The sequence below is a fragment of the Streptomyces sp. NPDC050287 genome, from assembly GCF_044459385.1.
Lineage (GTDB): Bacteria > Actinomycetota > Actinomycetes > Streptomycetales > Streptomycetaceae > Streptomyces.
In genome coordinates this window covers 241324-266410 of sequence record NZ_JBITIY010000008.1, presented here as the reverse complement: position 1 = coordinate 266410, position 25087 = coordinate 241324, and the positions used below count along the sequence as shown (strand labels likewise).

The 25087-nt window shown below is 69.0% G+C and carries 26 protein-coding genes and 3 pseudogenes; 8 read left to right on the top strand and 21 right to left on the bottom strand.

Translation table 11 applies throughout. The features are described 5' to 3' along the window. Nucleotides 1-49 precede the first annotated feature (49 nt). The gene (locus ACIBK3_RS29320) at nt 50-1225 is read right to left on the bottom strand and encodes a hypothetical protein (protein ID WP_399370405.1); all 1176 of its coding nucleotides are present in this window, start codon (nt 1223-1225) and stop codon (nt 50-52) included. After that, nucleotides 1222-2739 carry a homogentisate 1,2-dioxygenase gene (locus tag ACIBK3_RS29315; RefSeq protein ID WP_399370404.1) on the bottom strand — a complete coding sequence of 506 codons (1518 nt, stop codon included), beginning with the start codon at nt 2737-2739 and terminating at the stop codon, nt 1222-1224. Before ACIBK3_RS29315 ends, ACIBK3_RS29320 begins: the two co-directional genes overlap by 4 nt. 112 nt (nt 2740-2851) lie before the next feature. Between ACIBK3_RS29315 and ACIBK3_RS29310 the strand changes: the two genes are divergently transcribed. Continuing rightward, complete coding sequence (locus ACIBK3_RS29310; RefSeq protein WP_399370403.1) at nt 2852-4138, top strand: PucR family transcriptional regulator; 1287 nt, start codon at nt 2852-2854, stop codon at nt 4136-4138. Between the two features lie 43 nt (nt 4139-4181). Then, complete coding sequence (locus ACIBK3_RS29305) at nt 4182-4340, top strand: hypothetical protein (protein ID WP_399370402.1); 159 nt, start codon at nt 4182-4184, stop codon at nt 4338-4340. 19 nt (nt 4341-4359) lie between these two features. Here the strand turns inward: ACIBK3_RS29305 and ACIBK3_RS29300 are convergent. Together ACIBK3_RS29300 and ACIBK3_RS29295 are read right to left on the bottom strand one after the other, a co-directional pair. Continuing rightward, nucleotides 4360-4710, bottom strand: a pseudogene (locus ACIBK3_RS29300) (ISAs1 family transposase); the annotation flags it as partial. 522 nt (nt 4711-5232) lie between these two features. Then, on the bottom strand, nt 5233-6084 hold the full coding sequence (locus ACIBK3_RS29295; RefSeq protein WP_399370401.1) for an MBL fold metallo-hydrolase: 852 nt from the start codon (nt 6082-6084) through the stop codon (nt 5233-5235). 96 nt (nt 6085-6180) lie between these two features. On the opposite strand from ACIBK3_RS29295, the gene ACIBK3_RS29290 reads away from it, so the two are divergent. Then, nucleotides 6181-7290: a helix-turn-helix domain-containing protein gene (locus ACIBK3_RS29290; protein WP_399370400.1), complete on the top strand. Its 1110-nt coding sequence runs from the start codon at nt 6181-6183 to the stop codon at nt 7288-7290. A gap of 59 nt (nt 7291-7349) precedes the next feature. Next, the gene (locus tag ACIBK3_RS29285; RefSeq protein ID WP_399370399.1) at nt 7350-8267 is read left to right on the top strand and encodes an IS5 family transposase; all 918 of its coding nucleotides are present in this window, start codon (nt 7350-7352) and stop codon (nt 8265-8267) included. Here ACIBK3_RS29285 and ACIBK3_RS29280 read toward each other — a convergent pair. The 7 genes from ACIBK3_RS29280 to ACIBK3_RS29250 all read right to left on the bottom strand — a co-directional run bounded on the left by ACIBK3_RS29280 (nt 8224) and on the right by ACIBK3_RS29250 (nt 14688). Then, nucleotides 8224-8751 carry a hypothetical protein gene (locus tag ACIBK3_RS29280; protein ID WP_399370398.1) on the bottom strand — a complete coding sequence of 176 codons (528 nt, stop codon included), beginning with the start codon at nt 8749-8751 and terminating at the stop codon, nt 8224-8226. The genes ACIBK3_RS29285 and ACIBK3_RS29280 overlap by 44 nt on opposite strands. Nucleotides 8752-8884: 133 nt before the next feature. Further along, the gene (locus ACIBK3_RS29275) at nt 8885-9913 is read right to left on the bottom strand and encodes a transposase (protein WP_399370397.1); all 1029 of its coding nucleotides are present in this window, start codon (nt 9911-9913) and stop codon (nt 8885-8887) included. 335 nt (nt 9914-10248) lie between these two features. Further along, nucleotides 10249-11079 (bottom strand): ABC transporter permease, encoded by an 831-nt coding sequence (locus ACIBK3_RS29270; RefSeq protein WP_165341699.1) that lies wholly within the window; start codon nt 11077-11079, stop codon nt 10249-10251. Continuing rightward, a complete protein-coding gene (locus tag ACIBK3_RS29265) occupies nt 11079-12056 on the bottom strand; it encodes an ABC transporter ATP-binding protein (protein ID WP_165341700.1) in 978 nt (325 codons plus the stop codon). The genes ACIBK3_RS29270 and ACIBK3_RS29265 overlap by 1 nt, the downstream gene beginning before the upstream one ends. 169 nt (nt 12057-12225) lie before the next feature. Next, nucleotides 12226-12894: a response regulator gene (locus ACIBK3_RS29260; protein WP_399370396.1), complete on the bottom strand. Its 669-nt coding sequence runs from the start codon at nt 12892-12894 to the stop codon at nt 12226-12228. Then, nucleotides 12891-14105 carry a sensor histidine kinase gene (locus ACIBK3_RS29255; RefSeq protein ID WP_399370395.1) on the bottom strand — a complete coding sequence of 405 codons (1215 nt, stop codon included), beginning with the start codon at nt 14103-14105 and terminating at the stop codon, nt 12891-12893. Before ACIBK3_RS29255 ends, ACIBK3_RS29260 begins: the two co-directional genes overlap by 4 nt. Nucleotides 14106-14331: 226 nt before the next feature. Then, nucleotides 14332-14688, bottom strand: a complete 357-nt coding sequence (locus ACIBK3_RS29250; protein WP_399370394.1) for a hypothetical protein — start codon at nt 14686-14688, stop codon at nt 14332-14334. Between ACIBK3_RS29250 and ACIBK3_RS29245 the strand changes: the two genes are divergently transcribed. The 4 genes from ACIBK3_RS29245 (at nt 14675) to ACIBK3_RS29230 (ending at nt 17186) form a co-directional block, all read left to right on the top strand. Continuing rightward, a complete protein-coding gene (locus tag ACIBK3_RS29245) occupies nt 14675-15016 on the top strand; it encodes a hypothetical protein (protein ID WP_399370393.1) in 342 nt (113 codons plus the stop codon). The genes ACIBK3_RS29250 and ACIBK3_RS29245 overlap by 14 nt on opposite strands. Next, nucleotides 15016-15711: a GntR family transcriptional regulator gene (locus tag ACIBK3_RS29240; protein WP_399370392.1), complete on the top strand. Its 696-nt coding sequence runs from the start codon at nt 15016-15018 to the stop codon at nt 15709-15711. The genes ACIBK3_RS29245 and ACIBK3_RS29240 overlap by 1 nt, the downstream gene beginning before the upstream one ends. A 341-nt stretch (nt 15712-16052) precedes the next feature. Beyond that, nucleotides 16053-16772 carry an IS6 family transposase gene (locus ACIBK3_RS29235; protein ID WP_399370391.1) on the top strand — a complete coding sequence of 240 codons (720 nt, stop codon included), beginning with the start codon at nt 16053-16055 and terminating at the stop codon, nt 16770-16772. A gap of 78 nt (nt 16773-16850) precedes the next feature. Then, nucleotides 16851-17186, top strand: coding sequence for an IclR family transcriptional regulator C-terminal domain-containing protein (locus tag ACIBK3_RS29230; protein ID WP_399370500.1), 336 nt, complete (start codon nt 16851-16853; stop codon nt 17184-17186). On the opposite strand, the gene ACIBK3_RS29225 is transcribed toward ACIBK3_RS29230, so the two are convergent. From ACIBK3_RS29225 to ACIBK3_RS29180, 10 genes and pseudogenes are all read right to left on the bottom strand, one after another. Then, a complete protein-coding gene (locus ACIBK3_RS29225; protein ID WP_399370390.1) occupies nt 17099-17389 on the bottom strand; it encodes a M50 family metallopeptidase in 291 nt (96 codons plus the stop codon). The two genes, ACIBK3_RS29230 and ACIBK3_RS29225, sit on opposite strands and share 88 nt — an antisense overlap. Beyond that, the gene (locus ACIBK3_RS29220) at nt 17353-18291 is read right to left on the bottom strand and encodes an NAD(P)H-binding protein (protein WP_365123331.1); all 939 of its coding nucleotides are present in this window, start codon (nt 18289-18291) and stop codon (nt 17353-17355) included. Before ACIBK3_RS29220 ends, ACIBK3_RS29225 begins: the two co-directional genes overlap by 37 nt. A gap of 112 nt (nt 18292-18403) precedes the next feature. Then, nucleotides 18404-19210: pseudogene (locus tag ACIBK3_RS29215) on the bottom strand (enoyl-CoA hydratase/isomerase family protein); the annotation flags it as partial. 73 nt (nt 19211-19283) lie between these two features. Further along, nucleotides 19284-20467, bottom strand: a pseudogene (locus tag ACIBK3_RS29210) (thiolase family protein). A gap of 96 nt (nt 20468-20563) precedes the next feature. Then, nucleotides 20564-21238 (bottom strand): GntR family transcriptional regulator, encoded by a 675-nt coding sequence (locus ACIBK3_RS29205; RefSeq protein ID WP_399370389.1) that lies wholly within the window; start codon nt 21236-21238, stop codon nt 20564-20566. 82 nt (nt 21239-21320) lie between these two features. Then, entirely contained in the window at nt 21321-21989 is a 669-nt protein-coding gene (locus ACIBK3_RS29200) for an RraA family protein (RefSeq protein WP_365123322.1), read from the bottom strand. An 8-nt stretch (nt 21990-21997) separates the two neighbouring features. Then, on the bottom strand, nt 21998-22696 hold the full coding sequence (locus tag ACIBK3_RS29195) for an RraA family protein (protein WP_365123319.1): 699 nt from the start codon (nt 22694-22696) through the stop codon (nt 21998-22000). Further along, on the bottom strand, nt 22693-23676 hold the full coding sequence (locus tag ACIBK3_RS29190; RefSeq protein ID WP_399370388.1) for a hypothetical protein: 984 nt from the start codon (nt 23674-23676) through the stop codon (nt 22693-22695). Before ACIBK3_RS29190 ends, ACIBK3_RS29195 begins: the two co-directional genes overlap by 4 nt. A 13-nt stretch (nt 23677-23689) precedes the next feature. Further along, on the bottom strand, nt 23690-24661 hold the full coding sequence (locus tag ACIBK3_RS29185; protein WP_399370387.1) for an amidohydrolase family protein: 972 nt from the start codon (nt 24659-24661) through the stop codon (nt 23690-23692). Beyond that, nucleotides 24658-25074, bottom strand: coding sequence for a RidA family protein (locus ACIBK3_RS29180; RefSeq protein WP_365123312.1), 417 nt, complete (start codon nt 25072-25074; stop codon nt 24658-24660). Before ACIBK3_RS29180 ends, ACIBK3_RS29185 begins: the two co-directional genes overlap by 4 nt. Nucleotides 25075-25087: the final 13 nt, after the last annotated feature.

Sequence of the window (25087 nt, the reverse complement as noted above, 5' to 3'; positions counted from 1 at the left end):
GCTTCGCGCCGAGGGGAGGAGGAGTGGAGGCTGGTCTGGGCGAGACTGCTCAGCACTCCAACAGGTCCCGTTCCTGGAGCCAACCGGCGATCAGGCGGACCACGTCTCGCAGGATGTCGTCCTGGCCGGCGTAGTAGTGATTGGCTCCCTTGACCACACGCATGGTCTTGTCTGCGCTGGCGCAGGCGTCGAAGAACCGCTGCGTGTGCGGCTGTGGCACGGCGTTGTCGGCGGTGTTCTCGATGGCAAGCACCGGGACCCGGATGTTCCGGGCCGCGATGTCCGCGCGGGCGCGGCTGTCCTCCGCCGACCACTGCGACAGCCAGCCGCGCAGCGTCGAGCTGCGCGCGATCCCAGCAGGACTGGTGTTGGCCAGCTCGGGAACCCCCATGAAGGACATCCCGATCTCTCGATCGTTCGGATCGATGGTGGCGTCGAGGAACCGTGGGTCGGCCAGAGTGCGGTGGGTGAGGATCACGCGCTCGGTCTCGCTGCCGCCTGCGCGGCGCAGATGCTCCAGCAGTTCCTTGACGTAGGTGGTGCGACGGCGGATGCGTGCTGCCTGCTGGGAGCGGAAGTGCTCCACGTAGTCCGGCGAGTACGGCGGCTTGTTGGGGTTGCGCGGATCGTAGAGGTCGAGTTCGACCTCCCGGATGTCCGGGTTCGCCTCGTCCAGGACCGAAGGATCGATGAAGTCCCGGAGCATCTCGGCGCGCCCCAGATGCGCCGCGTGGAAGATGAATCCGTCACCGGGCATCAGGTCGCTCAGGTCCACCGGATCACCGGCAGGCGTGTCGACGATCGAGGGCTTTTCGGCCTGCGACTGATAGAGCGCGGTCAACGAGCCGCCCCCGGACCAGCCGGCCAGCACCACCGTCCGATAGCGCCACACCTCGCGGGCGTGGCGTACGAAGGCGCCGTAGTCGGCCAGCACCTTCTCCATCACCAGCGCGGTGTCGTTGCGGGTGTAGCGGCTCTCTGCGCACAAGACGTGCATGCCCGCCGCTGCCATGGCCCGGGGCACGGGCAGGCGCCTGACCGTGCCCGTGGGATGCATGAAGATCACCAGCGTCGCCGACGGTCTCCCCTGCGGGACGAATCGGACACCGTCGAGGACGACTCGATGGGGCTCGGAGTATCCGTAGATCTCCTTCACGTCGCTGACCTCGGTGTGACTGATGGTCACAAACTCGGTAGCGATGTCGGTGTGCTCTGGGCCGGTCACCGGATCTGGATTCCTTCCTGCGTCCCGAGCCGCTTGGTGAAGCCCTCCCACTGGGCGGCGTAGTTGGAGACCTGCGGCATGACGTCGGCGAACTGCGTCAGCTGCATCGGGAACCGGGATTCCAGCAGCAGGATCTTCTGGTCCTCCACCTTCTGCGGAGACAACTCCATCGCGCGTGCCATCTCCAGCGTCCGAGTGCCAGGACCGTGCGGCGTCCAGTTGTTGGTCAGCGTCGTGCTGCCGGGCTCCAGGGCCTTCCCGAACTCCCCCGCGAGGAAGATGCTGAACTCCCCGACGCAGTTACGGTGGTAACCGGGCGGCCGGAAGCTCCTCTCCGCCACCAGCCATCGCGGCGTCAAGGCCATCACGTCCATGTTGGGGCCGAGAATCGGGTCGGAAGGCGATGTCAGGAACGTGAAGATCGAGGGATCGGGATGGTCGACCGACAGTGGCCCCATCGGAACGAAGCGGTCCAGGTCGTACTTGAAGGGGTAGAGGCTGCCCCGCCATCCGACCACGTCGAGCGGTGAGTGTTCCAACGAGGCTGCCCAGAGGTTCCCGGCGAACTTGTGGACAAGTTGCACGGGACGTTCTTGATCCTCGAACGCCGCCACCGGGATCTCGAAGTCGGCGACGTTGGCCAGTCCGTTCGTACCGATCAACCCGAGCTCGGGAAGCCGCAGCGGCAGCCCGAAGTTCTCACAGACCAGGCCGGTCGCGGAATCGTCGAGGAGGTCGACCCGGAACTTCAAGCCCTTGGGGATGACCGCGACCTCGCCGAGCCGCAGATCGAGCTTTCCCATCTCGGTGAAGATCCGGATCCGACCTGTCTGCGGGATGATCAGCATCTCACCGTCGGTGTCGGCGAACACCCGGTCGTGCATCGATCTCGTCGCCGCGTAGACGTGCACGGCCATGCCCGACTGCGAGTGCGGTGAACCGTTGCCGCACAGCGTGGCCATACCATCGATGAAGTCATCGTCGGAGGCCGTGCTCGTGAACGGCCCCCAGCAGTAGTTGTTGGGCGATGGCGGCGCGTCGAACGGTGGCGTGCGCAGGTTGCCGCCGTCGATCTGCTCGAACCGGCCGTGGACGACCGACGGACGGATGCGGAAGACATAGGAGCGACGGTTGTGCGCGCGGGGCGCGGTGAACGTGGTGCCGGAGACCAGCTCGCTGACCAGCCCGTGAGGCACCCTCTGTGGGCTGTTCTGGCCCACCGGCAGCGTCCCCGGAATCGCCTCGGTCTCGAGCTCGTTGCCGAGGCCACTCTGGTAGGTCAGCTCTCCACTGGCAGAGCCGGTCGTGGCGTCGTCGACCCGCTCGCTGTTCTCTGTGATCACATGAACACCTCGTCTCGTTCGTCGCTGGTGTCCCAGGTACGCCAGTCGCGGTGATTTCCCGACGCCCTGACACGCCGGCCATCCGATCCGCATGAAGGGGCTCGGCCTGGCCGCCGTGAGGGGCAAAGGGCCGTTGCCACCAGCAATTAACCACGGTGTTACGTTGGTCACTACTGGCTGGAAGCACAGGCCTCCAGGCGATGACTGGCTCCCGCACCAAAGGTGCAATGCTGGACTGCCGTGTCGGCGGATTCCCCAGGCGGAGAGAGGAAGAGAGACGCCCATGCAGTGGCTCGGGAAGCTTTCGGCCACACGCGCCGAAGGGCATGACCTGGAATGGCTCGGACCCGATGCCGAGCGAATCCGGAAGGCATGGGGCCCGGGCGCGGTGCTGTGGGCAGCCGAGGTCGGCGAGCGTGTCATCGAGAAGGCGGGCCAGGAACTGCTCCTCCTCGGCGGAAGCAGGTCGATCGTAGATGCCCTGCGCCGGGCGACGATGTCGACCACCTTGCGCGTACTGGCAATCGTCTCCGGCTGCGCGGAGCCAGAAGCTTCGGTGGTGAGCGCCGAGGCCGAGGAGGCCACGCGAGACATGGCACGCCGCGGTCTGAAGCTGCATGAGTTCACCCGCTCGATTCGCTTCGGCCACGCGGTGCTCACGACAGCGTTCTTCGACGCCATCTCCGCCGCGTCACCCCCGCACCACGACGACGGCGAGCTGCGGCGAGTGACCTTGCAACTGTTCCCACTGATCGATGAGTTCATCACCGCCATGTCGGCGGTGTTTCTCGACGAGCAGAGCGCTTGGAGCGCCAGCCGGTCCGCAGCACAGCTCGAGCTGGTCAGGAAGGTGATCGAGGGAACTCCGGTCGATCACACCGCGGCCGAACGACTTCTCGACTACCCGTTGACCGGAACACATCTGGCGGTCATCGCCTGGCGCATGTCACCGAGCGAGGGCACCGCACACGGTCTTCGCGAAGCCATCGACCCGGTGCTGCGCTGCTGGGGCACACCAGAGGCTTCGCTGGTAGTACCGGTGGGATCCAACACGTTGTGGGCGTGGGGTGCCTTCGAGTCGAAGGCACATCTCACGCCAGGTGCGGTGCTGCCCGAGTTCGACGACGCCAAGGTCGTCGTCGGACAGGTCGGGTCGGGGGTCGAGGGGTTTCGGCGCAGTCACCGCGAGGCACGCGCGGTGGAGCGACTGCTCCGCCGCGGATCTGATCGGCAGCGCGCCTCCCTGGCCCATCAGGACGTCGACCTGGACGTCCTTCTGCTGGAGGATCGGGAAGCCGCGCACCAGTTCGCCGCCCGTCACCTCGGCCCCCTCAGTACCGACGACCCGCGCATGGCCGAACTGCGCAGCACGCTGCGTCGCTACCTCGACACCAACCACAGCCTGGCAAAGGTGGCTGCCATGGAGCAGATCTCACGCAACACGGTGACCTACCGTGTACAGCAGGCGTTCACCCTGTGCGGCCACTCCGGGGACGCCCCGACCGACAAGCTACGCGCAGCCCTCACCGTCGCCGAATGGCTCCTCGACTCACCGCACACAGGCCAATAGCATCCGCCGACGCAGCCTGACCAGCACAAGTAACGTGCCGAGGTTGCTCAAATCGGCGACGCACCAGGTCCTCGCTCAGCTGCTGACGGTGCCCGGCAGCGCCGGGGTGATGGCGCTGGCTGTCGTGGCCGGGATGGTCCTGTTCCGCGCGGACGCCGCGTTCTGGCTTCGACGTGCCAGTGCTCGCGCACCGCTCGGGTGAGCTGAGCGTCGGTCGCGGAGAACGCGTCGTGGCTGGTGACGGCATAGACGTGCTCGATCTGGATCTTCCCGCTGTGCAGGTCGCGTCGGCGGCGGGTGACCTCGATCGCCTGGGCGGCGTGCGGGAGGCGCAGCCGGCGCGGGACCTGGACGGCTTTGAGGCGGCGGATCTCATCACGGCCGTGCCCCTTCTCCCGGGTGGCGTGGCCGAGGGGGACCTGGTTCCAGGGCAGCGGCTTAAGGAAGTCGTGCAGCTTGGGATGGTTGTCCTTCACGATCGCGATGTAGTCGGCCTTCTTCTCCTCGACGAGGAACTGCGCGTGAGCGTGCTGGGTGTGCAGGGCGTCGAACGTGAGGGTGCGGCCGACCAGGTCGAGCGGAGCGAGAAGAGGCTTGAACTCGCTGACCTCACCCTTCTTCCCGGCGACCCTGCCGCTGGATCAGCGTCGCGCCTTCGCCGTGGGTGACGGCTGCCAGCAAATGCACCGCCCTCGTCGCCGCAGTGCGCGATCCGCGCAGGCTCTTGCCGTCGACGGCGATCGCGCACAGTCCTTCATCCTGGTCGGGGCGGCTGCAGTGTCCTGCAAGCCACGCACCCACCGCCGCGTCCACCGCGTCGCCGTCCAGACGTGCCAGGAGTCGGCCGAACGTGGTCGCCCGCAGTGCGGCCCGCAGCCCCAGGCGGTGACGGACCTCATCGGGCAGGTAGGCGGCATGCCTTGCGATGGCAGCGAGGGTCGGTGGCGCCGGCGAGTACGGCGATCGTGCACAGTGCCAGGACCGGGCCGAGGTAACGGCGGCCCTGTAGACGGCCCGGATCGGGCAGCACGTCGAGGACGTCGGCAAGTTGCGCAGCCGTGTCGCAAGAGGCTGCAAGGTGGGTACCTTCCGGCTCAGCCTCCGAACACCTCCGGCGGAACTCCCAGTTCCTTGGGTCCGACAAGCCCGAACGAGGGCCCGCGGGTGAGCCAGAGCAGCATGGGCAACGCCCGGTCGGGGTGTCGGCGGCTCATTTCGCGGGCGATGTCGGCGACGGGTACCCGTGGCTTGGCCACCTCCTGGTAGTCCTCCAGCCAGGCCCGGGTGTCGTCGATCACCTCTTCCCCGCCCACCGGGCCATGGCCCGGGACCACGATCCCGTGTTCTCCCAGTGCCTGGACCTGATCCAGGGCGGTGAGCCATGACGCGGGGTTGTTGGTGTCCGCCATGTAGCAGTGCGAGTGGTGGTTGAGCAGGTCCCCGGCGATCACGGCTTGCGCGTCGGGCACGTGAAAGGCGGTCGCGTGCACCGTCTCGGCCACCGGGAGGTCCACGAAGACCACTGCGTGCCCCTCCAGGGAGAAGCTGTCCCCGGTCAGCGGCTCCGGCACCGGCATCTCGTCCGGGATCTGGTCGCCGTAGGCTTCCTGCCAGTGCAGGCGCTTGGCCGGCCACTCCAGGATCCCGTCGATGACGCCCTGCCGGGCCAGGATCGGTGCGTTGGGGAAGGCGGAGGCGATCTCACCCATGCCGCCGTAGTGGTCCGGGTGGGCGTGCGTGATGAAGGCCGCTTTGAGCTGCTTGCCGCTGTCGCGGACGCGGTCGGCGAGTTCGCGTGCCTCGTCGATGACGAACTGCACGTCGATCAGGATCGCGTCGTGCTCGCCGCTGACGAGGACGCAGTTCGGCGACAGAGCCGCTTCGGAACCCGCGAACACATCGAAACGAAGCCCGCCTCGCTGCTCCGAGAAGATAGTGGTGAGCATGGGTCATTCCTCTCTGACCGGCCCTTTTCGTTCCACTCAGTGCGTGGCATCCTCTGAGCCGTGCGGTAACGCTAAGGAAACCTGGGAATCCGTGACATGACTGGGAGCGCGCCGTTTCCGGCACCACAGCGCAGCGACGACGCCGGTGCGGACGCCGAGCGGCGTTTCACCACGCTCGGCCTGGGCCTTGACCAGTGGGACTACTGGAGTGAGGTGACCCGTACGGCGTTCGTCGCCATGCGCGCGGCCGCGCTGCCCGGCGCGGTCCCCGTCTCAGCGAAGCACGGCTTCGCCGCTTCCGCTGTCGCCCGGGTGACGGGCGGGCTGCTGGTCAGCACCATGCGGGCGGATCCGCATGAGGCCGCTCGTACGCCTGACCTGGTCAGGAGAGCGGCCGGTGAGGACTTCTTCCTGACGCTGCTCACCGAGGGGTCGGCCAGGCTCCGGCAAGGCGACCGCGCCGCTGAGGTGGGTCCCGGCGACTTCGCCCTCGTGGACAGCGCCCACCCCTACGTGTTCCGCTTCGACCGCCCGTTCCGCTCGGTGGTCCTGCAGATACCGCGCGCGATGCTCACCTCCCGCTGCGCCGTCGCTGAGCACGTCACCGCCGTACCGTTCCGGACCGCGCGCGGCATGGGTGCCTTCGTCAGTCCCGTCCTGTGCGCCCTGGCCGAACAAGGTCATGGCCTTGGCGAGGCGACCGCCGCATCGTTCATGAGGAACCTTCTCGATCTCCTGGCCACCGCGTGCGACGCTCATGGCTCGGATGTATCCGGGAAAGCGAGTGCGGCCGTTCATCGACGTGATCTTCGGCGGGCCAAGGCCTACCTCGCCGACCGGCTCCCCGACCCCGACCTGACGCTGCTCGCCGCCAGCCACGACCTGGGCTTTTCACTGCGTCATCTGCACGAGCTGTTCCGCGAGGCCGACACCACACCGCGCGCATGGCTCTACGCCCAGAGGCTCGACCGCGCCCGTGCGATGCTGTCGGGGGCCGAACCCGACGCTCAGAGCATCAGCAGCATCGCGCTGCGCGTCGGGTTCAAGGACGCTTCCCACTTCTCCCGGGCGTTCAAGTCCCGCTTCGGGACCAGCCCCGCCACCTACCGCAGGACGGCCGTAAGAGGCTGTTGTCTTTTCGATCTTGAGCGGTGGCAGTCGAACGCGGGTTCCCGGTCGGGTGATCCTGCCGTGGCGGGGGCATGAAGACGGGACCTCCTGAACAGCTCGTGGGTGTCGAATCCATAGAGCAACAGGAGGCCCCGGTGCCGCAGTCTTCCGTGTCGATGGCCGGGCAGTCCAACTCGGCCGCTCCAACGTGTGATTGCCTCGCGCACGTGTACGGCAACGCGGCCGACCGGCCCGAACGGCAGCGCCGGTACCCGACGGACATGACGGACGCGGAGTGGGCTGAGGTCCGGCCGCTGCTGCCGACGCCGGGCTGGATGCGCGGGCGGGGCGGCCGGCCGGAGGGATACTGCCACCGCGCGGTGCTGGACGCGATCCGCTATCTCGTGGACAACGGCGTCAAGTGGCGGGCGATGCCCGCCGACTTCCCGCCGTGGGACCGGGTGTATGCCTTCTTCCGCCGCTGGCGCGAGAACGCCCTGGTCAAGGAGTTCCATGACCGGCTGCGCGGCCAGGTCCGCGAGCGGCTGGGCCGGGACGCGGAGCCGACGGCCGGCGTGATCGACTCGCAGTCGGTCAAGGCGGACGCCGTCGTCGGCGCGGACAGCCGCGGCTTCGACGGCGGCAAGCTGGTCAACGGCCGCAAGCGGCACGTCGTGGTCGACACCCTCGGCCTGCTGCTGGGCGTGATGGTCACCGCAGCGGACACCGGCGACCGCGCCGCCGCCCAGGTGCTGCTCGGACAGGTCGCCGACGTGCACCACCGGCTGGAACTGGTCTGGGCCGACGGCGGCTACACCGGCAGCCTCGTCGAGTACTGCCTGGCCACGTTCGCGCTGGTCCTGGCGATCGTGAAACGCAGCGACGACCAGAAGGGGTTCGTGGTGCTGCCCAGGCGGTGGATCGTCGAGCGCCTGTTCGCCCATCTGATGCGAAGCCGCCGCCTGGCGCGCGACTTCGAGCGGCGGACCACCAGCGCGGAGGCGATGATCTACTGGTCGATGACCTTGCTCATGACCCGTCGCCTGGCCCGCTCACGCCTGCCGCGAGGGTGAACCGGCCCGGCTGCCGCTCGGCCAGCCAGCCGCGGGCCACCAGGCGTTTCGCTTTCGACCGCAGCGCCTCCACCCGCGCCGGCACCACATCCATGCCGAACATGGCGGCCATCTCCTGGCAGGTCAGCGGCCCTTGATGGAGCCGGGCCCGGTCCGCGAGCGCCGTGAGAATTCGCTGGTAGTCCACCGACAGCGCCGACCAGGCCAGCCCCTGGCGCCACATCGGCACCTGCGCCTTCGGCTTCGCCGCGTCCCGGAGCGCCGACTGCACCTGTGCATCCCGCGGACCCGCGGTGACCTCCGCCTCGGCGGGGGCACCGTCGTCCGGAGCCAGCACCGTATCGACCCGCCTGCGAGCGATCGTCCACTCCTGCCATTCCAGCTCGGCCGCGGCAAGCTCGGCCTGGATGCGGTCGGCCTCCTCCCGCAGTCCGTCGACTCGACGCCGAGCGGCGAGCTCGTGCTGTTCCAGCGGCACTGTCAACTTTGACTGGACGTCAGATGATCAAGAAGGAAAACCCCAGCCGGATCATCCCTCCGGCAGGCCGATTCGGCGCTTCATTTGCGGAATCAGAGGTGAAGATTGCCAATCACCTTTGTGATCATCTGACGGTGCGTCAAAGTTGACAGTGCCGTTGTTGGACAGGCGCGGTCGCCTTCACATCGGGCACGGTGGCGTCGGTGGTGAACACGTCCGTGATCAGGTTCGGTGCCGCCGGGATCCCGGCTTCGGCTTCGGCTTCGGCGGGAGTCTCGCAGGTCTCGGTGAGGTGGACCTTGTAGCCCATCCAGAACAGGTCTTCGCCCTTGGCCGCCCAGCGGGCATCGGGGTCGTAGGGAGAGGCCAGGCGGAGTTGGCCGGGCGGGACACCCTCGTCGTCGGCGTCCCGCTTCTTGATCACCTCCCGTCCCCGGGTGTCGGTGTGCAGGTAATAGGTCTGCACGAGGATCTTCCGCAGGAGCCGCACAGACTCCACCTCACGAATCCAGCCGGGGGCGTCGGGGGCCCACGCCGCCCGGCACAACGCCAGGGCATCCTGCCCGAAGACCTGCGCGAGCCGGTCGCGTTTCGTCTGCGAGGACGGCATCCGCCAGCCGTCCACCCTCGGCCCGTAACGGTGGGCGAACTCGGCCACATCGACCTGTCCGGCCAGCCAGGCCGGTGCCGCGACCGCGAGTGCCTCCAGAGCTGCCCGCACGCTCTCCCCGGCGAGTTCCAGACGGTTCAAGTCCCGCACCGCGCTGATCACATGGGTGGAATCGGTGCGCTGCTTGCCCCCGGCGGTCACCAGGCCCTCGTCCTTGCAGTGTTCCAGGAGCCGGTCGAAGACCACCCGTTCCATGCCGTGCCCGGCCAGCCGGGTGCGGAACCGGCTCAGCACGCTCGCGTCGAAGCCCGTGTCCGTCAGCTCGGCCCCGAGCGCGTACTTCCAGTCGATCGCCCGCACCGCCATCGCCGCGGCCTGCCGGTCGGTCAGGTCCTCGGCGAACTGCAACACCGTGACCAGCGACAACACTCCCGGTGACAGTCCCGGGGCACCGCGCACCCCGAACGCGTCGGCGAACGGCTCATCCGCGAAGACCTCCGCGAGCCGGTCCCGCACCCGGATCGCCAGGCTCCCCTGCGGGAACGCCGCCCGGGCCACCGCCGCAGTCTGTGCCGGAACCTTCGGCAGCCCCTTCGGCCTCATCGACAACCGCATCACCCCCGCGGCCGCACGACAGGGCAACGACCGCACGGACGATCACCCCGCGCCCAACCGTCGCCCCGCACGCAATTGCGCAGCAGAGTCCGCAGGCGGCTCAAAGCGCTCCAGTACCGGCACAGCCTCCTCAGCGGATTCCCCGCCGGGACGGGGCTCGCCCTCGACCGACCGGACGGACGCCACTGCTTCCCAAGGTTCGGTGACGAAGGCGGCTCCCTGTAGCACCCACCGGGTCAGCTCGGACGCGTCCCCGGCCTTCAGGATGGGGCACTCTCTCAGGCGTCCCGCCGCTTCAGTTGCAGCGCGGCGATGCCCAGCAGCACGGCCAGGAAACCGACGAACACGGCCAGGCCCGCCCCCGGGGAGAGCAGGTCCGAGCCGGGGGAGACAGTCATGAAGGCGGAGCCAGCGTTGGAGGGGAAATACGGGCCGATCGTGTCGTTCCAGCTGTGCGGGAGGGCGACCTTCATCAGGCCGGGCAGTAGCCAGTTCGAGGCGAACAGGGTGGTCACCGCGCCCGCGGTGTTGCGCAGCAGGGCGCCAAGTGCCATGCCCAGCAGTCCGATACCGGTGAGGTAGACGACAGCGCCGCTGACCGCGCGCAGGACGCCGGGGTCGGTGAGGGAGGCGCCGTCGGAGCCGAGGATGGCCTGCCCGGCGAAGAAGGCACCGAAGACTGCGACCGCACCGACCGTGAGGACGACCCCGGCGAGCACCGCCGTCTTGGCCCAGAGCACCGGCAGCCGCCGGGGCACCGCGGCGAGAGTGGAGCGGATCAGGCCGGTGCTGTACTCGCCTGCAGCGAGCAGGACCCCGAGGGTACCGATGACGAGCTGGGCCATCTCGGTACCGGCCAGGCTGATGCCGGTCGGATCAGTGGTTCCCTCAAGGCCCTCCATGGTGCCGCCGCCCGAGGTGACAGAGGCGGCGATCAGCGCGAAGGCGACCAGTGCCACGACGGCCCCGAGCAGGGTGTAGGCCGTGGACCGCAGCGACCAGAACTTGATCCACTCGGAGGTGACCACGCGTCGCGTGGTGACGCGCAGTTCGGGACGCTCGTCGCGCTCGGGGCGCACTGTCAGGTCTGGTGCCGAGGTGGTAGTCATCAGGCGGCCCTCCCGGCCTCGGTGAGCTCGTCACCACGGGTGCCCGGCCCGGTGCCGGCCCTGTCAGCGGTCGTGGTCGTGGCGTGGTATTCGACGGCGTCCCGGGTCATCTCCATGAACGCCTCCTCCAGCGATGCCTGCTGGGGGAACAGCTCGTGCAGCGTGAAGCCGGATTCCGCCGCGTGATCGCCGATCTGATCGGTCGTCAGTCCGCTGATCTCCAGGACCCCGGGTTCGAGGCTGGCGATCGTGACATCCGGCCCGGCCAGCTGTTCCCGGATCTGTGCGGCCTGCGGCGAGCGCACGCGTACGGTGGTGCGGGCCGCCCGCGCGGTGAAGTCTGCCACCGACACGTCGGCGATCAACCGCCCGCGGCCGACGACGATGAGGTGTTCGGCCGTGAGTGCCATCTCGCTCATCAGGTGCGAGGAGACGAAGACGGTCCGGCCCTCCTCGGCCAGCCCCTTCAGCAGGTTGCGGATCCAGAGGATGCCCTCCGGGTCGAGGCCGTTGACCGGCTCGTCCAGCATGACCACCCGGGGGTCGGCAAGCAGCGCCGAGGCGATACCGAGGCGCTGGCCCATGCCGAGAGAAAAACCGCCCGCCCGCTTGTGGGCGACCTCGCTCAGGCCGACGAGGTCGATCACCTCCTCGACGCGTCGGCGCGGAACGCCAGTGGTGGCGGCCATCGCCCGCAGGTGGCTGAACGCGGACCGGCCCTGGTGGATGGACTTGGCCTCCAGCAACGCGCCGATCTCGTGCAGTGGCGCCCGGTGTTCGGCGTAGGGGCGGCCGTTCACGGTCGCGGTCCCGGCGGTCGGCCGGTCGAGGCCGAGGATCATGCGCATGGTGGTGGACTTGCCCGCCCCGTTGGGTCCGAGGAAGCCGGTGACCATGCCAGGCCGGACCGAGAAGGTGAGCGAGTCGACGGCCGTCTTGTCGCCGTAGCGCTTCGTCAGGTTGGTGACTTCAATCATGCGGTCCAGACTGCCGAGCGCGGATCTCCCGGTCGTCAGCCCGGCGCGGACACTCTGTCCTCCCATGCCCGTGGTACGGATCTACCGCGGGCGCGGTACTGAGGGGCCCGCGGACAAGACCCCAGGATGAGCGCGCCTCCGCCCGCACGTCTGCCCAGGGCGTGGCCGGTCACTGCGGAGCGCGGGCCAGGCCGGTCTGGTAGGCGATGACGACGAGTTGGGCCCGGTCCCGTGCGCCGAGCTTCGTCATCGCCCGGTTGACATGCGTCTTGGCGGTGGACGTCGAAACGTACAGCCGCTCGGCGATCTCGTCGTTGGACAGGCCCGTGGCGACCAGGCCCATCACCTCGCGCTCCCGCCCGGTCAGGGCGTCGAGCTGCGCCGCTGTCGTGGCGGGCCGGTCGTCGGGGGAGGCCATGAAACGGGCGATCAGGCTCTGGGTCGCCTTCGGCGACAGCAGCGCCTCACCGTCCGCCACGGTCCGGATCGCGGCCAGCAGTTCTGCAGGCTCGACGCCCTTGCCCAGGAAGCCGCTGGCCCCGGCGCGCAACGCCTGGAAGACGTACTCATCGATCTCGAAGGTGGTCAGGATCAGCACCCGAACCCCTGCCAGGTCATCGTCGGCGGTGATCTCCCGAGTGGCGGCGAGGCCGTCGAGCCCCGGCATCCGGATGTCCATCAGCACGACGTCCGCGCGGGTGCTGCGGGTGAGTTCGACGGCCTCCCGACCGGTCGCCGCCTCGCCCACCACCTCCAGGTCGGGCGCCGCATCGATGAGCACCCGGAAACCGGCACGGATCAGGTTCTGGTCATCGGCCAGCAGGACCCGGATGGTCATCCGTCTTCTCCTTCTCCGGATACCTTCACCGACGCTGGGGGCAAGGGCAGTTCGGCCCGCACGGTGAAACCGCCGTCGGGTTCGGGGCCCGCCTCGAACCAGCCGCCGACGGCGATCGCGCGCTCGCGCATGCCCAAGATGCCGTGCCCGCCGACAGCCGTGTCCTTGCGGGCCGCCATGCCGCCTCCCGCGTCGTGGATGCGGACGACGAGTCGGTCGGGCGCGTACTCGACGCCGACCCGCGCTGGGGAGCTCCCGCTGTGCTTGTGCACGTTGGTGAGCGATTCCTGCACGATCCGGTACGCCGCCAGGTCTACCGCCGAGGGCAGCGGGCGCGGGTGGCCGGAGAGCGTCCAGGCCACCTCCAAGCCTGCCGCGGCGAACGAGCCGGCGAGTTCCTCCAGCCCGTCGAGGCCCCGAGTGGGCTGCACGGGGGCCCGCGGGTCATCGTCCCGGCGCAGTACGCCGAGCAGCGCGCTGAGTTCCTCCAGCACGCTCCGGCTGGCCTGGCGTACCAGGGTGAGCGACTCCTCCGCGACGTCCGGGTCGGTGCGCAGCGTGTGCCCGGCCACCCCGGCCTGGACGCTGATCACGGCGATGTGGTGGGCGGCCACGTCGTGCAGCTCGCGGGCGATGCGCAGCCGTTCCTCGACAACCCGGCGGGCCGCCTCCTCCTCGCGGCTCTGCTCGGCGCGACGGGCCCGCTCCTCCAGCAGGCCGACGTACGCCCGCCTGCTGCGGACCGCGTCTCCGGCGGCCACCGCCATGCCGATCCACACGATCAGGTTCTGGGTCCCGATGCCGGACCAGGCCGACCCGGCGGTGGCCAGGGAAGTGACGCCGTAGACGAGCGCGGCGGCGGCTCCGGCCGTCCAGGCGGTCCGGCGGTCGGTGCGGACGGCGACGGTGTACGCGGCGATCACCGGGGCTCCGAGGAACACGCCCTGCGCATCCGAGACGATCATGGAGACGCAGGCGATCCCGGTGGTGACGGCCAGCACCGGAATCGGCCACCGCCGCTGGAAAACGAGCGCGCCGCAGGCCAGTGCCGCCAGCACTGCGACGGTAGCGGTCAGCGGGACCCGCTGAGGCGGGTCGCCGGGGAGGACCGGCGCCAGCAGGCTGGCTGTGTACAGCGCCGCGGCAAGCACCCCGTCCACGACGAGCGGATGTGCCCGCGCAGCCTGGCGCCAGGCCGCAGGACCAGTCATGCGGCAACCATACGTGCAGCCGCCTGACCTGGCGTCCACCCACCGTGGTACGTCCACCTACCGCATCCGTGGCAGGCGCCCCGCAAGGGGCGCACACCGCTGGCCTTCGCGGCACCGCACACCCGCCCCACGCTGACCGGCGGTTCGGTCCCGGCCTGAACCGGCAGCGTTCTCGGCCTTCTCCCCACTCACGATGGCCCAGTACGTGGCGGGCCGACCCCTCCTGTCACCCCCGTCGGCCCGGGAGGAAACCGAGCCTGAGCGGTTCACCTTCCACTCGTCCCGCATGCGGATGAAGGAGGTCACCAAGGAGCAACTGGAGGCCATGGACGACGAGTCGGACCGCTGTGCCGTAGAGCTCTCCGATGCCGCGGTCGACGTCCTCGGCTATGCCTGTCTTGTCGCGATCATGTCCCGTGGGGCCGGCTACCACCGCGTTTCCGAGCAGCGTCTGCTCAAGCGGGCGGCGGACAACGGTGCCGGCGCGCCCGTCGTCACCAGCGCCGGCGCGTTGATCGACGGCCTGGAAGCGCTGGGCGTCCAGCGCGTCGCCTTGATCGCGCCATACATTGAAGCCGCTCACCGAGCAAGTCGTCGGCTACATTGCGGGCGAGGGCTACGAGGTCACGGACCACATCGCTCTGGAGATCCCCAACAATCTGGAGGTCGGTGCCCGGGACCCCGTGGCGCTCGACAAGATCGTGGACCGACTGGACCACAGCCGTGCCGACGCGGTCATTCTCTCCGCGTGTGTGCAGATGCCGTCCCTGGCCGCCATCCAGAAGGTCCAGGACAGGATCGGCAAGCCGGTACTGTCGGCGGCGGTCGCCACGACCTATCAGATCCTCAAGAAGCTCGAACTCAAGCCCGTCGTTCCGGGCGCTGGCGAACTGCTCAGCGGGAGGTATTGATGAGTGCTGCCGGAATTCGCAGGCCGCAGCGAACGACGACGACGGAACAGGCGTACCAGTCGATTCTCGCTGCGATCCTCGACGGGACCATTCCGGCCGACGCACCGCTGCGTCTCCAGGATCTCTCCCAGAGCCTGGGCATGAGCATGATGCCCATCCGGGAAGCGATCCGGCAGCTGGAAGCCATCGGTGTCGTCGAGATCGAACCACATCGCGGCGCCCGGGTGCGCGCGGTGTCGGCGGACGACCTCGAAGACACTTACCTCACCAGGATCACGCTGGAGGGAATCCTGGTCCGCCGCGCCGCCGCCCGGTTCGACACCGCCGCGGAGGAGGAGGCGCGCAAGGCGCTCGACGATCAGCAGAAGGCACTCGAGACGGGCGACGCCGCAGCGGCCCGCGAAGCCCATGAGCGATTCCACCACGGCATCTACCGTGCCGCCGGATCGATGTGGCTGTTCCGCTCGATAGCGCCGACCTGGCACAACAGCGAGCGCTACCGCGCCTCCAGCACAGCCGATGCGCAGATCGTCCTCAGCCGCTGCAAGGATCACGAACAGATCCTCCAGGCATGCGTGGACGGCCAACCGGAGAAGGCGCAGGAGGCCCTGCAGCAGCACCTGCTCGCCACGGTCGCCGCCCTGGACCCGGAAGTCGCCCAGAGGCTGGCCCGCGCGGTGGGTGCCGACTCCTAGTACTCCAGTCGCGGTTCTCCATTTTCCCTGGTCAGAGGCCTAGTGTGGAGCGTAGTCGACTGACGCTCCGTCAGGGTGGTGGTGGTTCGTGACTCACCCGATCGAGGTGCGTTGAGCCTGTCATGGAGCCGGATATCGAAGTAGGGCTGTGGGCCAGCGAGTTGGAGTCGTTGCTGCTGCGGGTGGGTCAGCGGTTCGGGCGCGTCGAGCCGCGGCGCCGGATGCAGGACTATGTGCGTGGGCTGCTCGGCCCGGTGGGTCGGAAGAACAGCTGGCGGCACTGTCACGTTGGCTGGCCGGTGGGATGATCTTCTGGTTGATCAGCCTGGGAAGGGTCGTCCGTGGGGAGCGCGTCGCTGTCGTACAAGGGGCATCGGTACCCGGTCGAGGTCATCTCCCACTGTGTGTGGCTGTACTTCCGCTTCCCGCTGTCGTTCCGCGAGGTCGAGGAGCTGATGCTCGAGCGGGGCGTGACCGTCTCCTACGAGACGGTGCGCCGCTGGTGCGGCAAGTTCGGGCAGCGGTACGCGAGCGCGCTGCGCCGCCGGCGGCCTCGGCCTGGGGACAAGTGGCACCTGGACGAGGTCTTCATCAAGATCAACGGGCGGTTGCAGTACCTGTGGCGGGCCGTCGACCAGGACGGCAACATCCTGGACATCCTGGTGCAGAACCGCAGGGACAAGGCTGCGGCCAGGCGTTTCTTCCGCCGCCTGATGAAGAAGACCCGAACGGTGCCGCGGGGGATCGTCACCGACAAGCTCCGCTCCTACGGCGCCGCCCACCGCGAGGTCATGCCCTCCGTCGAGCACCGCTCCCACAAAGGCCTGAACAACCGGGCGGAGAACAGCCACCAGCCAACGAGGCAGCGTGAACGGGCGATGAAGGGCTTCCGCTCCGCAGGCGGAGCGCAGCGGTTCCTGTCCGCGTTCAGCAGCATCTCGCCCCACTTCCGGCCCCGCCGACACCTGATGCCCGCACACCACTACCGCGCCGAGATGAGCATCCGCTTCGCCATCTGGGAGCAGATCACCGGCGTCGCCGGCCTCGCCACCGCGGCCTGAGCACAGCGCGCAACCGGGCTCCACCACACCACGACACATCATCAGACACCTACCCACCCAACAACGTGACAGCGCCTCCTGCTGGCCTGGAGCCTGGAGGACGAGGCCCGCCGGCTGCTGGAGGCCGCCGAACTGCGCCGCTTCACCGCGACCACCCTCACCGACGTCGATGCCCTGATGGAACGCCTCGGCCGGATCCGCCGCCTCGGCTACTCCGTCACCCGCGGCGAACTGGACCCCGACGTGGTGGGCATCGCCGCCCCGATCCGCGACGAGAACAAGCAGGTGGTCGCGGCGGTGAGCGTGGCCGCCCTCGCCTCGCGCGTTTACCCGGAGGCCGAGACGGAGATCGCCCAGAAGGTCCTCGCCACGGCACAGGAGATCAGCGACCGGATGGCCGTCGTCGCAGGGTGACCCCGCCCGTGCGGGCAGCCCATCCTCCTGGACCGGCCGGCGGGCAGGGCCACACGCCCGTGGCCGCCCTCGTGGGCGAGGGTGACGGCGTCGCGGGCGATGCGCCACAGAGCGTGCGGGGTCACCACAGCGAGTGCGGCGACATAGCACTCCGGGTACTCGTCGCTTACGGCAGCAGGAGTTTCGCGTGTTCCTGCAGCCACTCCTTCAGGGTACGCGGTTTACGACCCAGCGTGCGTTCGACGAAGTCGTTGCGAGCCCAGACGACTTCGTTCTCCTCTTCATAGGAGAAGAAGTCCCAGAGCTCCGTCGAGGGGCGCGCGCCGAAGTTCTCGTAGGCGCGAACAAAGCTTTCCTTGCTTCCGTCGTGAGTGATCTTCTCGTCGAACACTTCGCTCATGAGTTCCGCGACATCGCTGTAGCGCTTGAGATCATGACCGTTGTTCAGCGTGTGGAACTGGCCGATATGCCGATGGTTGCCGGAAAGAAACAGGCGTCCGGCGACTTCGGCTACGTCCCGTGGATCGATCCACGGGATGAGACGGTCGTGCCAGATGAGCTTGCGCTCGCGGCGTAGACCTTCCTTCGTCCGCAGGAGGTTGTCCATGAATGTGGCGCCGATGTTGAGATAGGTCACCGGCAGATCGCTCTCGTCGAGGATCCGTTTGGCGAGGGGATGTTGAGTGGGGAGTCCGGAGCTCAGGTCCTGTATGTGCTGCGGGAATCGCCGTGGGTTGGCCTCGGGTTGCAGGCCGAGCACCCGCAGGACATGAACGGCGGTGCCCGCCTCCTTGACGGCGGCCACCAGGTTCGTCATGGCGGTCTGTTCGTCCGTTCCGCTGGGAGCGATGACGAAGACTCCCTCCATCCCCCGCACGGCGGATGCGAGCGAGGGGAGGTCGAAGTAGTTCGCGCAGACCGCTTCGGCGTACGGGAAATCGCGCCGTAGATCGTCGATGCGTTCCGGATCACTGCTCACCAGTCGGAGCCGGACCCGCGATGCCTCACGGTGCAGGAATTCGGCCAGTGGCCTGCCGATGCGACCTGCCGCGCCGAAAACAAGAATGCTGCGCGGAATGGGTTTCCTGTTGTTGTCGCCAGACATTGCACGTCCTCTCGGAAATGGTATGGGCTGTGCTCATGACGCGCTCGTGGTGACACCCGGCTCTGCCCACCAGGGCACACCTGGCGTGCGCCACGCGCGGGGCACCGGCTCGCTACTCCACGCCGCGTCGTACCGCGCCCCGCCCCGCCTGTTCGGACGGGACGCCCGGGCGGTCGGTCTCCGAAGGTCGCTTCGCGCTCTCGCCGCCCCGGGACACGAAGGAGTCGACGAGTGCCGTGGCCTCGGCCCGGCCCATTGCATCGGCGATCACGCGGGCTTCCTCCCGGCCTGTCTGCTCTCGGGTCATCTGCCCGGAGCGCAGGAGTCGTTTGGTCTCCCCGAAGGCGTGTGTCGGTCCCGTCGCGAGCCGCTCGCCGAGCCTGACCGCCCGCGCGTCGACGGACGCGTCGTCCACGACTTCGGTGACCAGCCCCCACTGTCTGCTCTCCTCGGCGGTGAGCACGCGGCCGGTCAGGGCGAGGTCGAGGGCGCGTTGTTGTCCTATCGCCCGTGGCAGGAGGTAGGACACTCCGCAGTCGGGCGTCAGCCCGACGTCCGCGTAGGCTAGGAGGAACTTCGTGGAGGCGGCCGACACGATCACGTCGCAGCTCAGCATCAGCGCCAGACCCGCGCCGGCCACGGCTCCCCGGACCGCGGCGACGACTGGTTTCGAAAGCCCCGCGAGCCGCCTGAACACGTCGTCGAGCGTTGTGGCCAGTTCTTCCACGTACGCTGCCCGGTCCCGCGCGGCGGCCATCGCCGCCACGTCGCCGCCGGCGCAGAACCGCCTGCCCTCGCCGAGTACGACGACCGCACGCACGTCGGGCTGCGCCGCCCGGTCGACCGCCGCGCCGAGGGCGTGCGCGGTCGGCAGGTCGACGGCGTTCGCCCTGGTCGGTCTGGCAAGGACGATCCGGGCCACGCCTTCCTCGCAGGAATAGCGGATGAGGTCCGTCATGGGATGCCCTTTCCTCTGGTGGCCGGCCGGAAGGTCAGAGACGGCGGAAGAGGGCGGCCAGAGCCTGCCCCCCGCCGATGCACATCGTGACCACGCCGAGTTCGAGGTCGCGCCGGACGAGGTCCTTGGCCACACGGAGGGTGAGGATCGCCCCGGTGGCGCCGACCGGGTGCCCAGGGCGATGGCTCCGCCGTACGGGTTGACCTTCTCCGGATCCAGCCTCGCGTCGCGGATCACGGCGACCGCCTGTGCGGCGAAGGCCTCGTTCAGCTCGACGGTGTCGATGTCGGCGGGGGTCGTGCCGGTCTGCTCGAACAGCTTGCGCAGCGCCGGTACCGGGGCGTACCCCATCAGCTCCGGTTCCATCGCCGCGGTCGCCACCGCCTCCAGCGACACCAGCGCGGGAAGGTCCCGCTCGGCCGCCACCGACTGCCGGGCCAGCACCAGGGCCGCGCCTCCGTCGTTGATGCCGGAGGAGTTGCCGGCCGTCACCGTGCCGCCCGGCTGGAACGCCGGGCGCAGAGCGGCCAGTGACTCCACCGTCGTGTCCGGCCGGAGGTGCTCGTCCGTCTCCACCGTGCGGGGGGTGCGTCCGCCTGCCTCGACGCCGGTGATCTCCTCCGCGAAGGCGGCCCGGGCCGCCGCGGACGCCGCGCGCTGCTGGGACAACGCCGCGAACTCGTCCTGCTCCCGGCGTGAGACGCCGTACTTGGCGGCGACGTTCTCGGCGGTGACGCCCATGTGGATGCCGTGGAACGGGTCGGTCAGCATCATCACCGTGCCGTCGTGGAGCGTACGGTCGCCGAGCCGGTAGCCGGAGCGGGCGCCGAAGTCGTAGAACGGCATCCGGCTCATGTTCTCGTCGCCGCCGGCGAGCGCGATGTCCACTCCGCCCCAGTGCATCTGCATCGCCGCCGACCAGACCGCCTGCAGGCCGCTGCCGCAAAGCCTGTTGACCGTGTACGCCGGGGTGGCGGCGTCGAGGCCGGCCACCAGGGCGACACGACGGGCGTTGTAGGCGTCCGCTCCGACCTGGCCGATGCACCCCATGACGACCTCGTCGACCTCACCGGGCGCCACGCCGGCCCGGGTCAGGGCCGCGCGCGCCGCGATGCCGCCGAGTTCGTGCGCCGGGACGTCCTTGAACGCTCTTCCGTAGCTGCCGATGGGCGTGCGTGCCCCGTCGAGGACGAGGATCTTCTCCTGTTCCTGCGGCATCGTGTCCGTCCTTGTCCAGTGAGAGTGAGTCGGAGGGCCCGCGCCCGGGCGTGGATGCGGGCGGGACGGACAGGGTGGACAGAGGTCGGGCGCGGGTCAGGTACTGCGATGCGTCATGCCTGTCCGGGCTCCGACGTCCGTGCTGTCGCGGTGGTCGTGGATGTTCTTGAGGAAGCGGGCGCGGCTGCGGGCGGCCAGCGCCTTGAGGATGCGCTCGTGCTGCGCGACCGTCCGCCGTCTGTGCTCGGGCGTCGCGTAGTCGATCGCGATGAACGCGTCCGCGAGCGTCCACAGCCGCCGTACCTCGTCGAGCACGAGTTTCAGTGGGGACAGGCCGAAGATGCGCAGGTGGAATTCGTGGTTGAGGGCCACCATGTCCATCCATTCGGGCTTGTCCACCATCTGTGCCATGTCCTCGTGGAGCGACCGCAGTTCCGCCATGACCTCTTCCGTGGGCCATACGACGGTGCGGGCCAGTTCGTCCTCGAGCAGGGTGAGCATGAGGCGGATCTGGGCGAGTTCCTCGGCGGTCCGCTTGGTGACGAAGTACCCCTGGTGGGGGCGGTGGGTCAGCAGTCCTTCGCTGGCCAGGATGCTGAGTGCCTCGCGTACTGGGACGCGGCTGATCCGCAACTGTTCCGCGATCTCTTCCTGGCGGATCTGTTCGCCGGGAAGAAGCCGGCCCTGAAGGATCTGGTTCCGCAGTTCGCGCACCGTCCGCTCGGCGCTGGCGCCTTCTTTCACGAGAGCACGCCGGTTGGGCTCAGTCACGCGATCACTCCTGAAGTTTGTATCCAATCTTGCAGGCAGTATAGGAACCGTCACCGAGGGAGCCCGGGCGCCGAGGATGCCGTCAGCCGTCCGAGCGCCGGGTCTGGAGCGTGTGGTAGCCCGCCTTTGCGCGTGCCTCCGTCAGAGTCGCGCCCTGCTCGACGTCGGCTCGTATCCGGTCCTCGGTGTCCCGGATCTGCTGGGCTGCGGCGATGACCTCGTCGGCCCGGGACGCCGGGACGGCCACGACGCCGTCGGCGTCGCCGAGCAGCAGGTCACCCGGCTCCACCCGGACCCCGCCAACGGTCACCGGTATCTGGTAGCCGTCCACGCGGACGCGGTCCTTGCCGGTTCGCATCCAACGGCCCCTGCTGTAGACGGGGTAGCCGAGCTCCAGAGCGCGGTCGGAGTCGCGGCACACGCCGTCGATGACGGTGCCGGCGATGCCTCGCCGGGCGGCCGTGGCGGTCAGTAGGTCGCCCCACACCGTGGCGTCCACACGTCCGGCGTTGTCGAGAACGACGACGGTGCCGGGGTCGAGGTCGTCGATATAGTCGCCGACACTGCCCGGGTCGGTGCCGACCGGCACGTACCGCACGGTGAAGGCCGGTCCGGCGAGGCGGAACGTGCGGTCGAGCGGCATGGTCCCCAGGCACTGCCCGGCGATGCCGAGACGGTCCATGGCGTCGCTGACATGGCTGGTGTCGAGGTCCTTCAGGGCCTTCACCGCGGTCTGTGTTGAGTCAGTCATGGGGCTTCTCACCTGTCCAGCATGGTTTCGTAGTCGGCGGACATCACGTCGGCCATGGCGTGTCCGGCCCGTACCCGTTCGACCATGGCCCGTTCCTTCGCCGCAATCGCTTCGGCGGTGGCCAGCACTTGCTCGGCGTGCGCGGCCGGCACGAACACGACGCCGCTGGCGTCGGCGATGACCAGGTCGCCCGGGTATACGGGCACGTCGGCGATGTCGACGGGAACGTTCCAGGCACGCTCGACGACCCGGCCGCGGGCGGTGACCGGTACTCCCCTCGTCGCGTACAGCGGCAGGTCCAGTTCGCGGGCCTCGTCCACATCGCGGCAGGCACCGTGAACGACGACACCCTCGACTCCGTTGCGCTTTGCGCCGGTGGAGAGCACGCCGCCCCAGCCGGCCACATGTGTCCTGCCCCGGTGGGCCACCACGATGACGTCGCCGGGGCCTGACGCGTCGACCGCGGCGGTTCCGAGGTGACGGCCGGAGACGGCCACGTCGGGGCGGTCCTCGACCAGGTCGACGGTGACGGCGCGGCCTGTGATCCGGCGCGGTGCCGCCAGCGCGGTCAGCCCCAGGGCCACGCCGGGCAGGCCCAGCTTGTCCAGCGCGTCGGAGACGGCGCACGCGTCCAGCCGGGACAGCCGGGCCACTGCCACGTCCTCGCCCCTGTCCCGCGCGGGACGCGGGCGTGCCCGGCCGGTCATGCCCACAGTCCGAAGGCCAGGCCGACGCCGGTGCCGGCGGGCGTGCGGTAGGCGGGTAGGTAGTCGACCCACTGTGTGGACAGGTGGGAACCCGCGCCCGCCGCGGTGATCCAGTTGCGGAGCTCCGAGGTTCCCGAGTCCATCCGGTGCGCGGGCAGGCCGCGCAGTGTCGCGGCGTCGTGGTCGCTCATGGCGTCGAGGAGGGTGCGGTCGAGTTCGGCGTCCACGACGAAGTGGCTGAGCCCGCCGGAGGCCACGACACCCACCCTGGCGTCACCGGGCACGGACTCGACGGCCCGGCGCAGTGCCACACCGAGGTCGTAGCAGCGTCCCGGTGTCGGCTGGTTCGGCTTGAAGTAGGTGTTGAGGAGGATCGGCACGAACGGAACGGCGTGGCCCCGCAGGAGCTTGCCCGCGACCCATGCGAAGGCGTGCCCGAACCCAGTGTCCGGTGCGGTGGAGTCACTGGAGGAGATGTCGAAGCCCTGGTCGACCAGGCTCTCGATGATGTGCCGGCCCAGCTTCGCGTCGGCCGGGTAGGTGTCCCCGTCCATCCCGAGGCGCCGCTGCACCTCGATGATCCGGGGCCCCAGGCCCATCTCCACCGGATGGTGGGTGGTCATCTCCTCGCCGTGGTAGACGGCGATGGAGGGGAGGTTCCGGTGGGTGAAGAGTTCGTCTTGGTCGTCGCCGACGATGACGACCGCGTCCAGTTCGAGCGAGACGAGGTCCTCGGCGAGCCGCTCGATGTCGGCCTGCGCCTGGCTGAACTTGCGGTCCCAGACCTCGGGGGTCAGTTCGGCCAGGTAGCGGTCGCCCGCGCGTTCGGCGAGTTCGTCGTACGGACGGATCACACCGTCGGTGTCGTACAGCTCGGTGTTGGACTTGTCGTGTTCGGCGCGCAGGCCCCACATCTTCTCGGGCTCCAGACCGAGCATCGGGCTGTGCGAGGTACCGGCGACTGCGACGATGTCTGCCATCTGTTCTCCTCCCTCAGCTGCTCAGCCGTGTGTAGACCTGACGGGCGTTGCCCTCGAACACCGATCGGCGGTCGGCGTCGGACAGCGCGGGGATCTTCTCGATCACCGGCTTGAGGTCTTCGAGGCTGCCGCCGCTGCCCGGCCGTTCGGTGCCGAAAAGGACACGGTCCGCGCCGACCACCGCGAAAAGCAGTTCGAGGGCCTCCTGGGTGTAGAGGCAGGTGTCGAACCAGAACCGCTTCAGCGTGTCGGCGAAGGCCTCGCGGTCGTCGTTCCCGGCCCCGAGGATGCCGCGGTCATGGGCGACCCACCGGCCGAGCTGATACGGCACCGATCCGCCGCCGTGCGGCACGACGACCTTCAGGTCGGGGAAGTCGCGGAACACCCCGGCCCGGATCATGCTGTTGATCGCCAGGCTCTCCTCGGTGATGAAGTGCTCGCTGTAGCTCTCGCGTCCGTAGCAGGCGGCGGGGTGCAGCAGCGCCGGTACGTCACGCTCCACGAGGCGTTCGTAGAGCGGGTACCAGTACTCGTCGCCCATCACCGGGGTGGTGCCGGCGCCCTCGCTGGGGTCGGGGTTGAGCAGCACCCCGACGAACCCGCGCTCCAGGTTCCGGTCCAGTTCCTCGAAGACCGTGTCGATCGGTTCGCCCGCCACCTGCGGCAGGGCGCAGACGCCGCGCAGCCGGTCGGGGTGGGCGGCCACCTGGGTCGCGATGGCGTCGTTGTTCGCCTCGATCCACCAGTGCACGATCTTCCCGGGGCGTGCCGAGTGCTTCAGCACGAACGGGCGCGGCGAGGTCAGCTGGATGTCGGTGCCGACCTCGTCCATCAGCGCGATCTGGCGCCGGGCCGAGGCGAGCAGCTCCTCGTCGGTGGCCTTGGACGGCATCCGTCCGTGGTAGGTGCCGGCCGCCTCCAGATAGGTCCACAGACCGTAGAACGAGTCGGGGGCCACGAGGTGGGCGTGACTGTCGATGATCACGGCTGCTCCTGAGGGGATCGAGTGGGCAGTACGGCGGTGAACTCGCACTGGATGAGCAGAGGTTTCGGCAGGGTCGAGGGCACCGTGTGCCGAACGGGCCGGTCGTTCTCGTCGGGGAACATCGCGAGCCACTCGGCGTTCAGCGGTTCGCGCGACTGTCCCTCGGCGAGGAAGACGGTGACCTTGGCGATGTCGCCGCTGTCGGCACCGGCCGCGGCCAGGATCCGGCGGATGTTCGCGAACACCCCGGCCGTCTGGCCCTCCAGAGTGTCGGGGATCTCTCCGGTGGCGGGGTCCATACCGTGCACGGCACTGGAGGCCAGCAGGTTGCCGACGCTGACCGCGAGCGGGAAGGGGGCGCCGCCGTGGTGCAGTCCGGGTATCTCGATCGGACGTCTGCGGGAAGGGGTCATCGGTCGTCGCTCC

Coding starts and splice junctions, on each gene's coding strand:
- ACIBK3_RS29310 (WP_399370403.1), top strand. CDS start 2,852: ATGCAGTGGCTCGGGAAGCTTTCGGCCACACGCGCCGAAGGGCATGAC.
- ACIBK3_RS29295 (WP_399370401.1), bottom strand. CDS start 6,084: ATGCTCACCACTATCTTCTCGGAGCAGCGAGGCGGGCTTCGTTTCGAT.
- ACIBK3_RS29290 (WP_399370400.1), top strand. CDS start 6,181: ATGACTGGGAGCGCGCCGTTTCCGGCACCACAGCGCAGCGACGACGCC.
- ACIBK3_RS29270 (WP_165341699.1), bottom strand. CDS start 11,079: ATGACTACCACCTCGGCACCAGACCTGACAGTGCGCCCCGAGCGCGAC.
- ACIBK3_RS29265 (WP_165341700.1), bottom strand. CDS start 12,056: ATGATTGAAGTCACCAACCTGACGAAGCGCTACGGCGACAAGACGGCC.
- ACIBK3_RS29260 (WP_399370396.1), bottom strand. CDS start 12,894: ATGACCATCCGGGTCCTGCTGGCCGATGACCAGAACCTGATCCGTGCC.
- ACIBK3_RS29255 (WP_399370395.1), bottom strand. CDS start 14,105: ATGACTGGTCCTGCGGCCTGGCGCCAGGCTGCGCGGGCACATCCGCTC.
- ACIBK3_RS29240 (WP_399370392.1), top strand. CDS start 15,016: ATGAGTGCTGCCGGAATTCGCAGGCCGCAGCGAACGACGACGACGGAA.
- ACIBK3_RS29220 (WP_365123331.1), bottom strand. CDS start 18,291: ATGTCTGGCGACAACAACAGGAAACCCATTCCGCGCAGCATTCTTGTT.
- ACIBK3_RS29200 (WP_365123322.1), bottom strand. CDS start 21,989: ATGACTGACTCAACACAGACCGCGGTGAAGGCCCTGAAGGACCTCGAC.
- ACIBK3_RS29195 (WP_365123319.1), bottom strand. CDS start 22,696: ATGACCGGCCGGGCACGCCCGCGTCCCGCGCGGGACAGGGGCGAGGAC.
- ACIBK3_RS29190 (WP_399370388.1), bottom strand. CDS start 23,676: ATGGCAGACATCGTCGCAGTCGCCGGTACCTCGCACAGCCCGATGCTC.
- ACIBK3_RS29180 (WP_365123312.1), bottom strand. CDS start 25,074: ATGACCCCTTCCCGCAGACGTCCGATCGAGATACCCGGACTGCACCAC.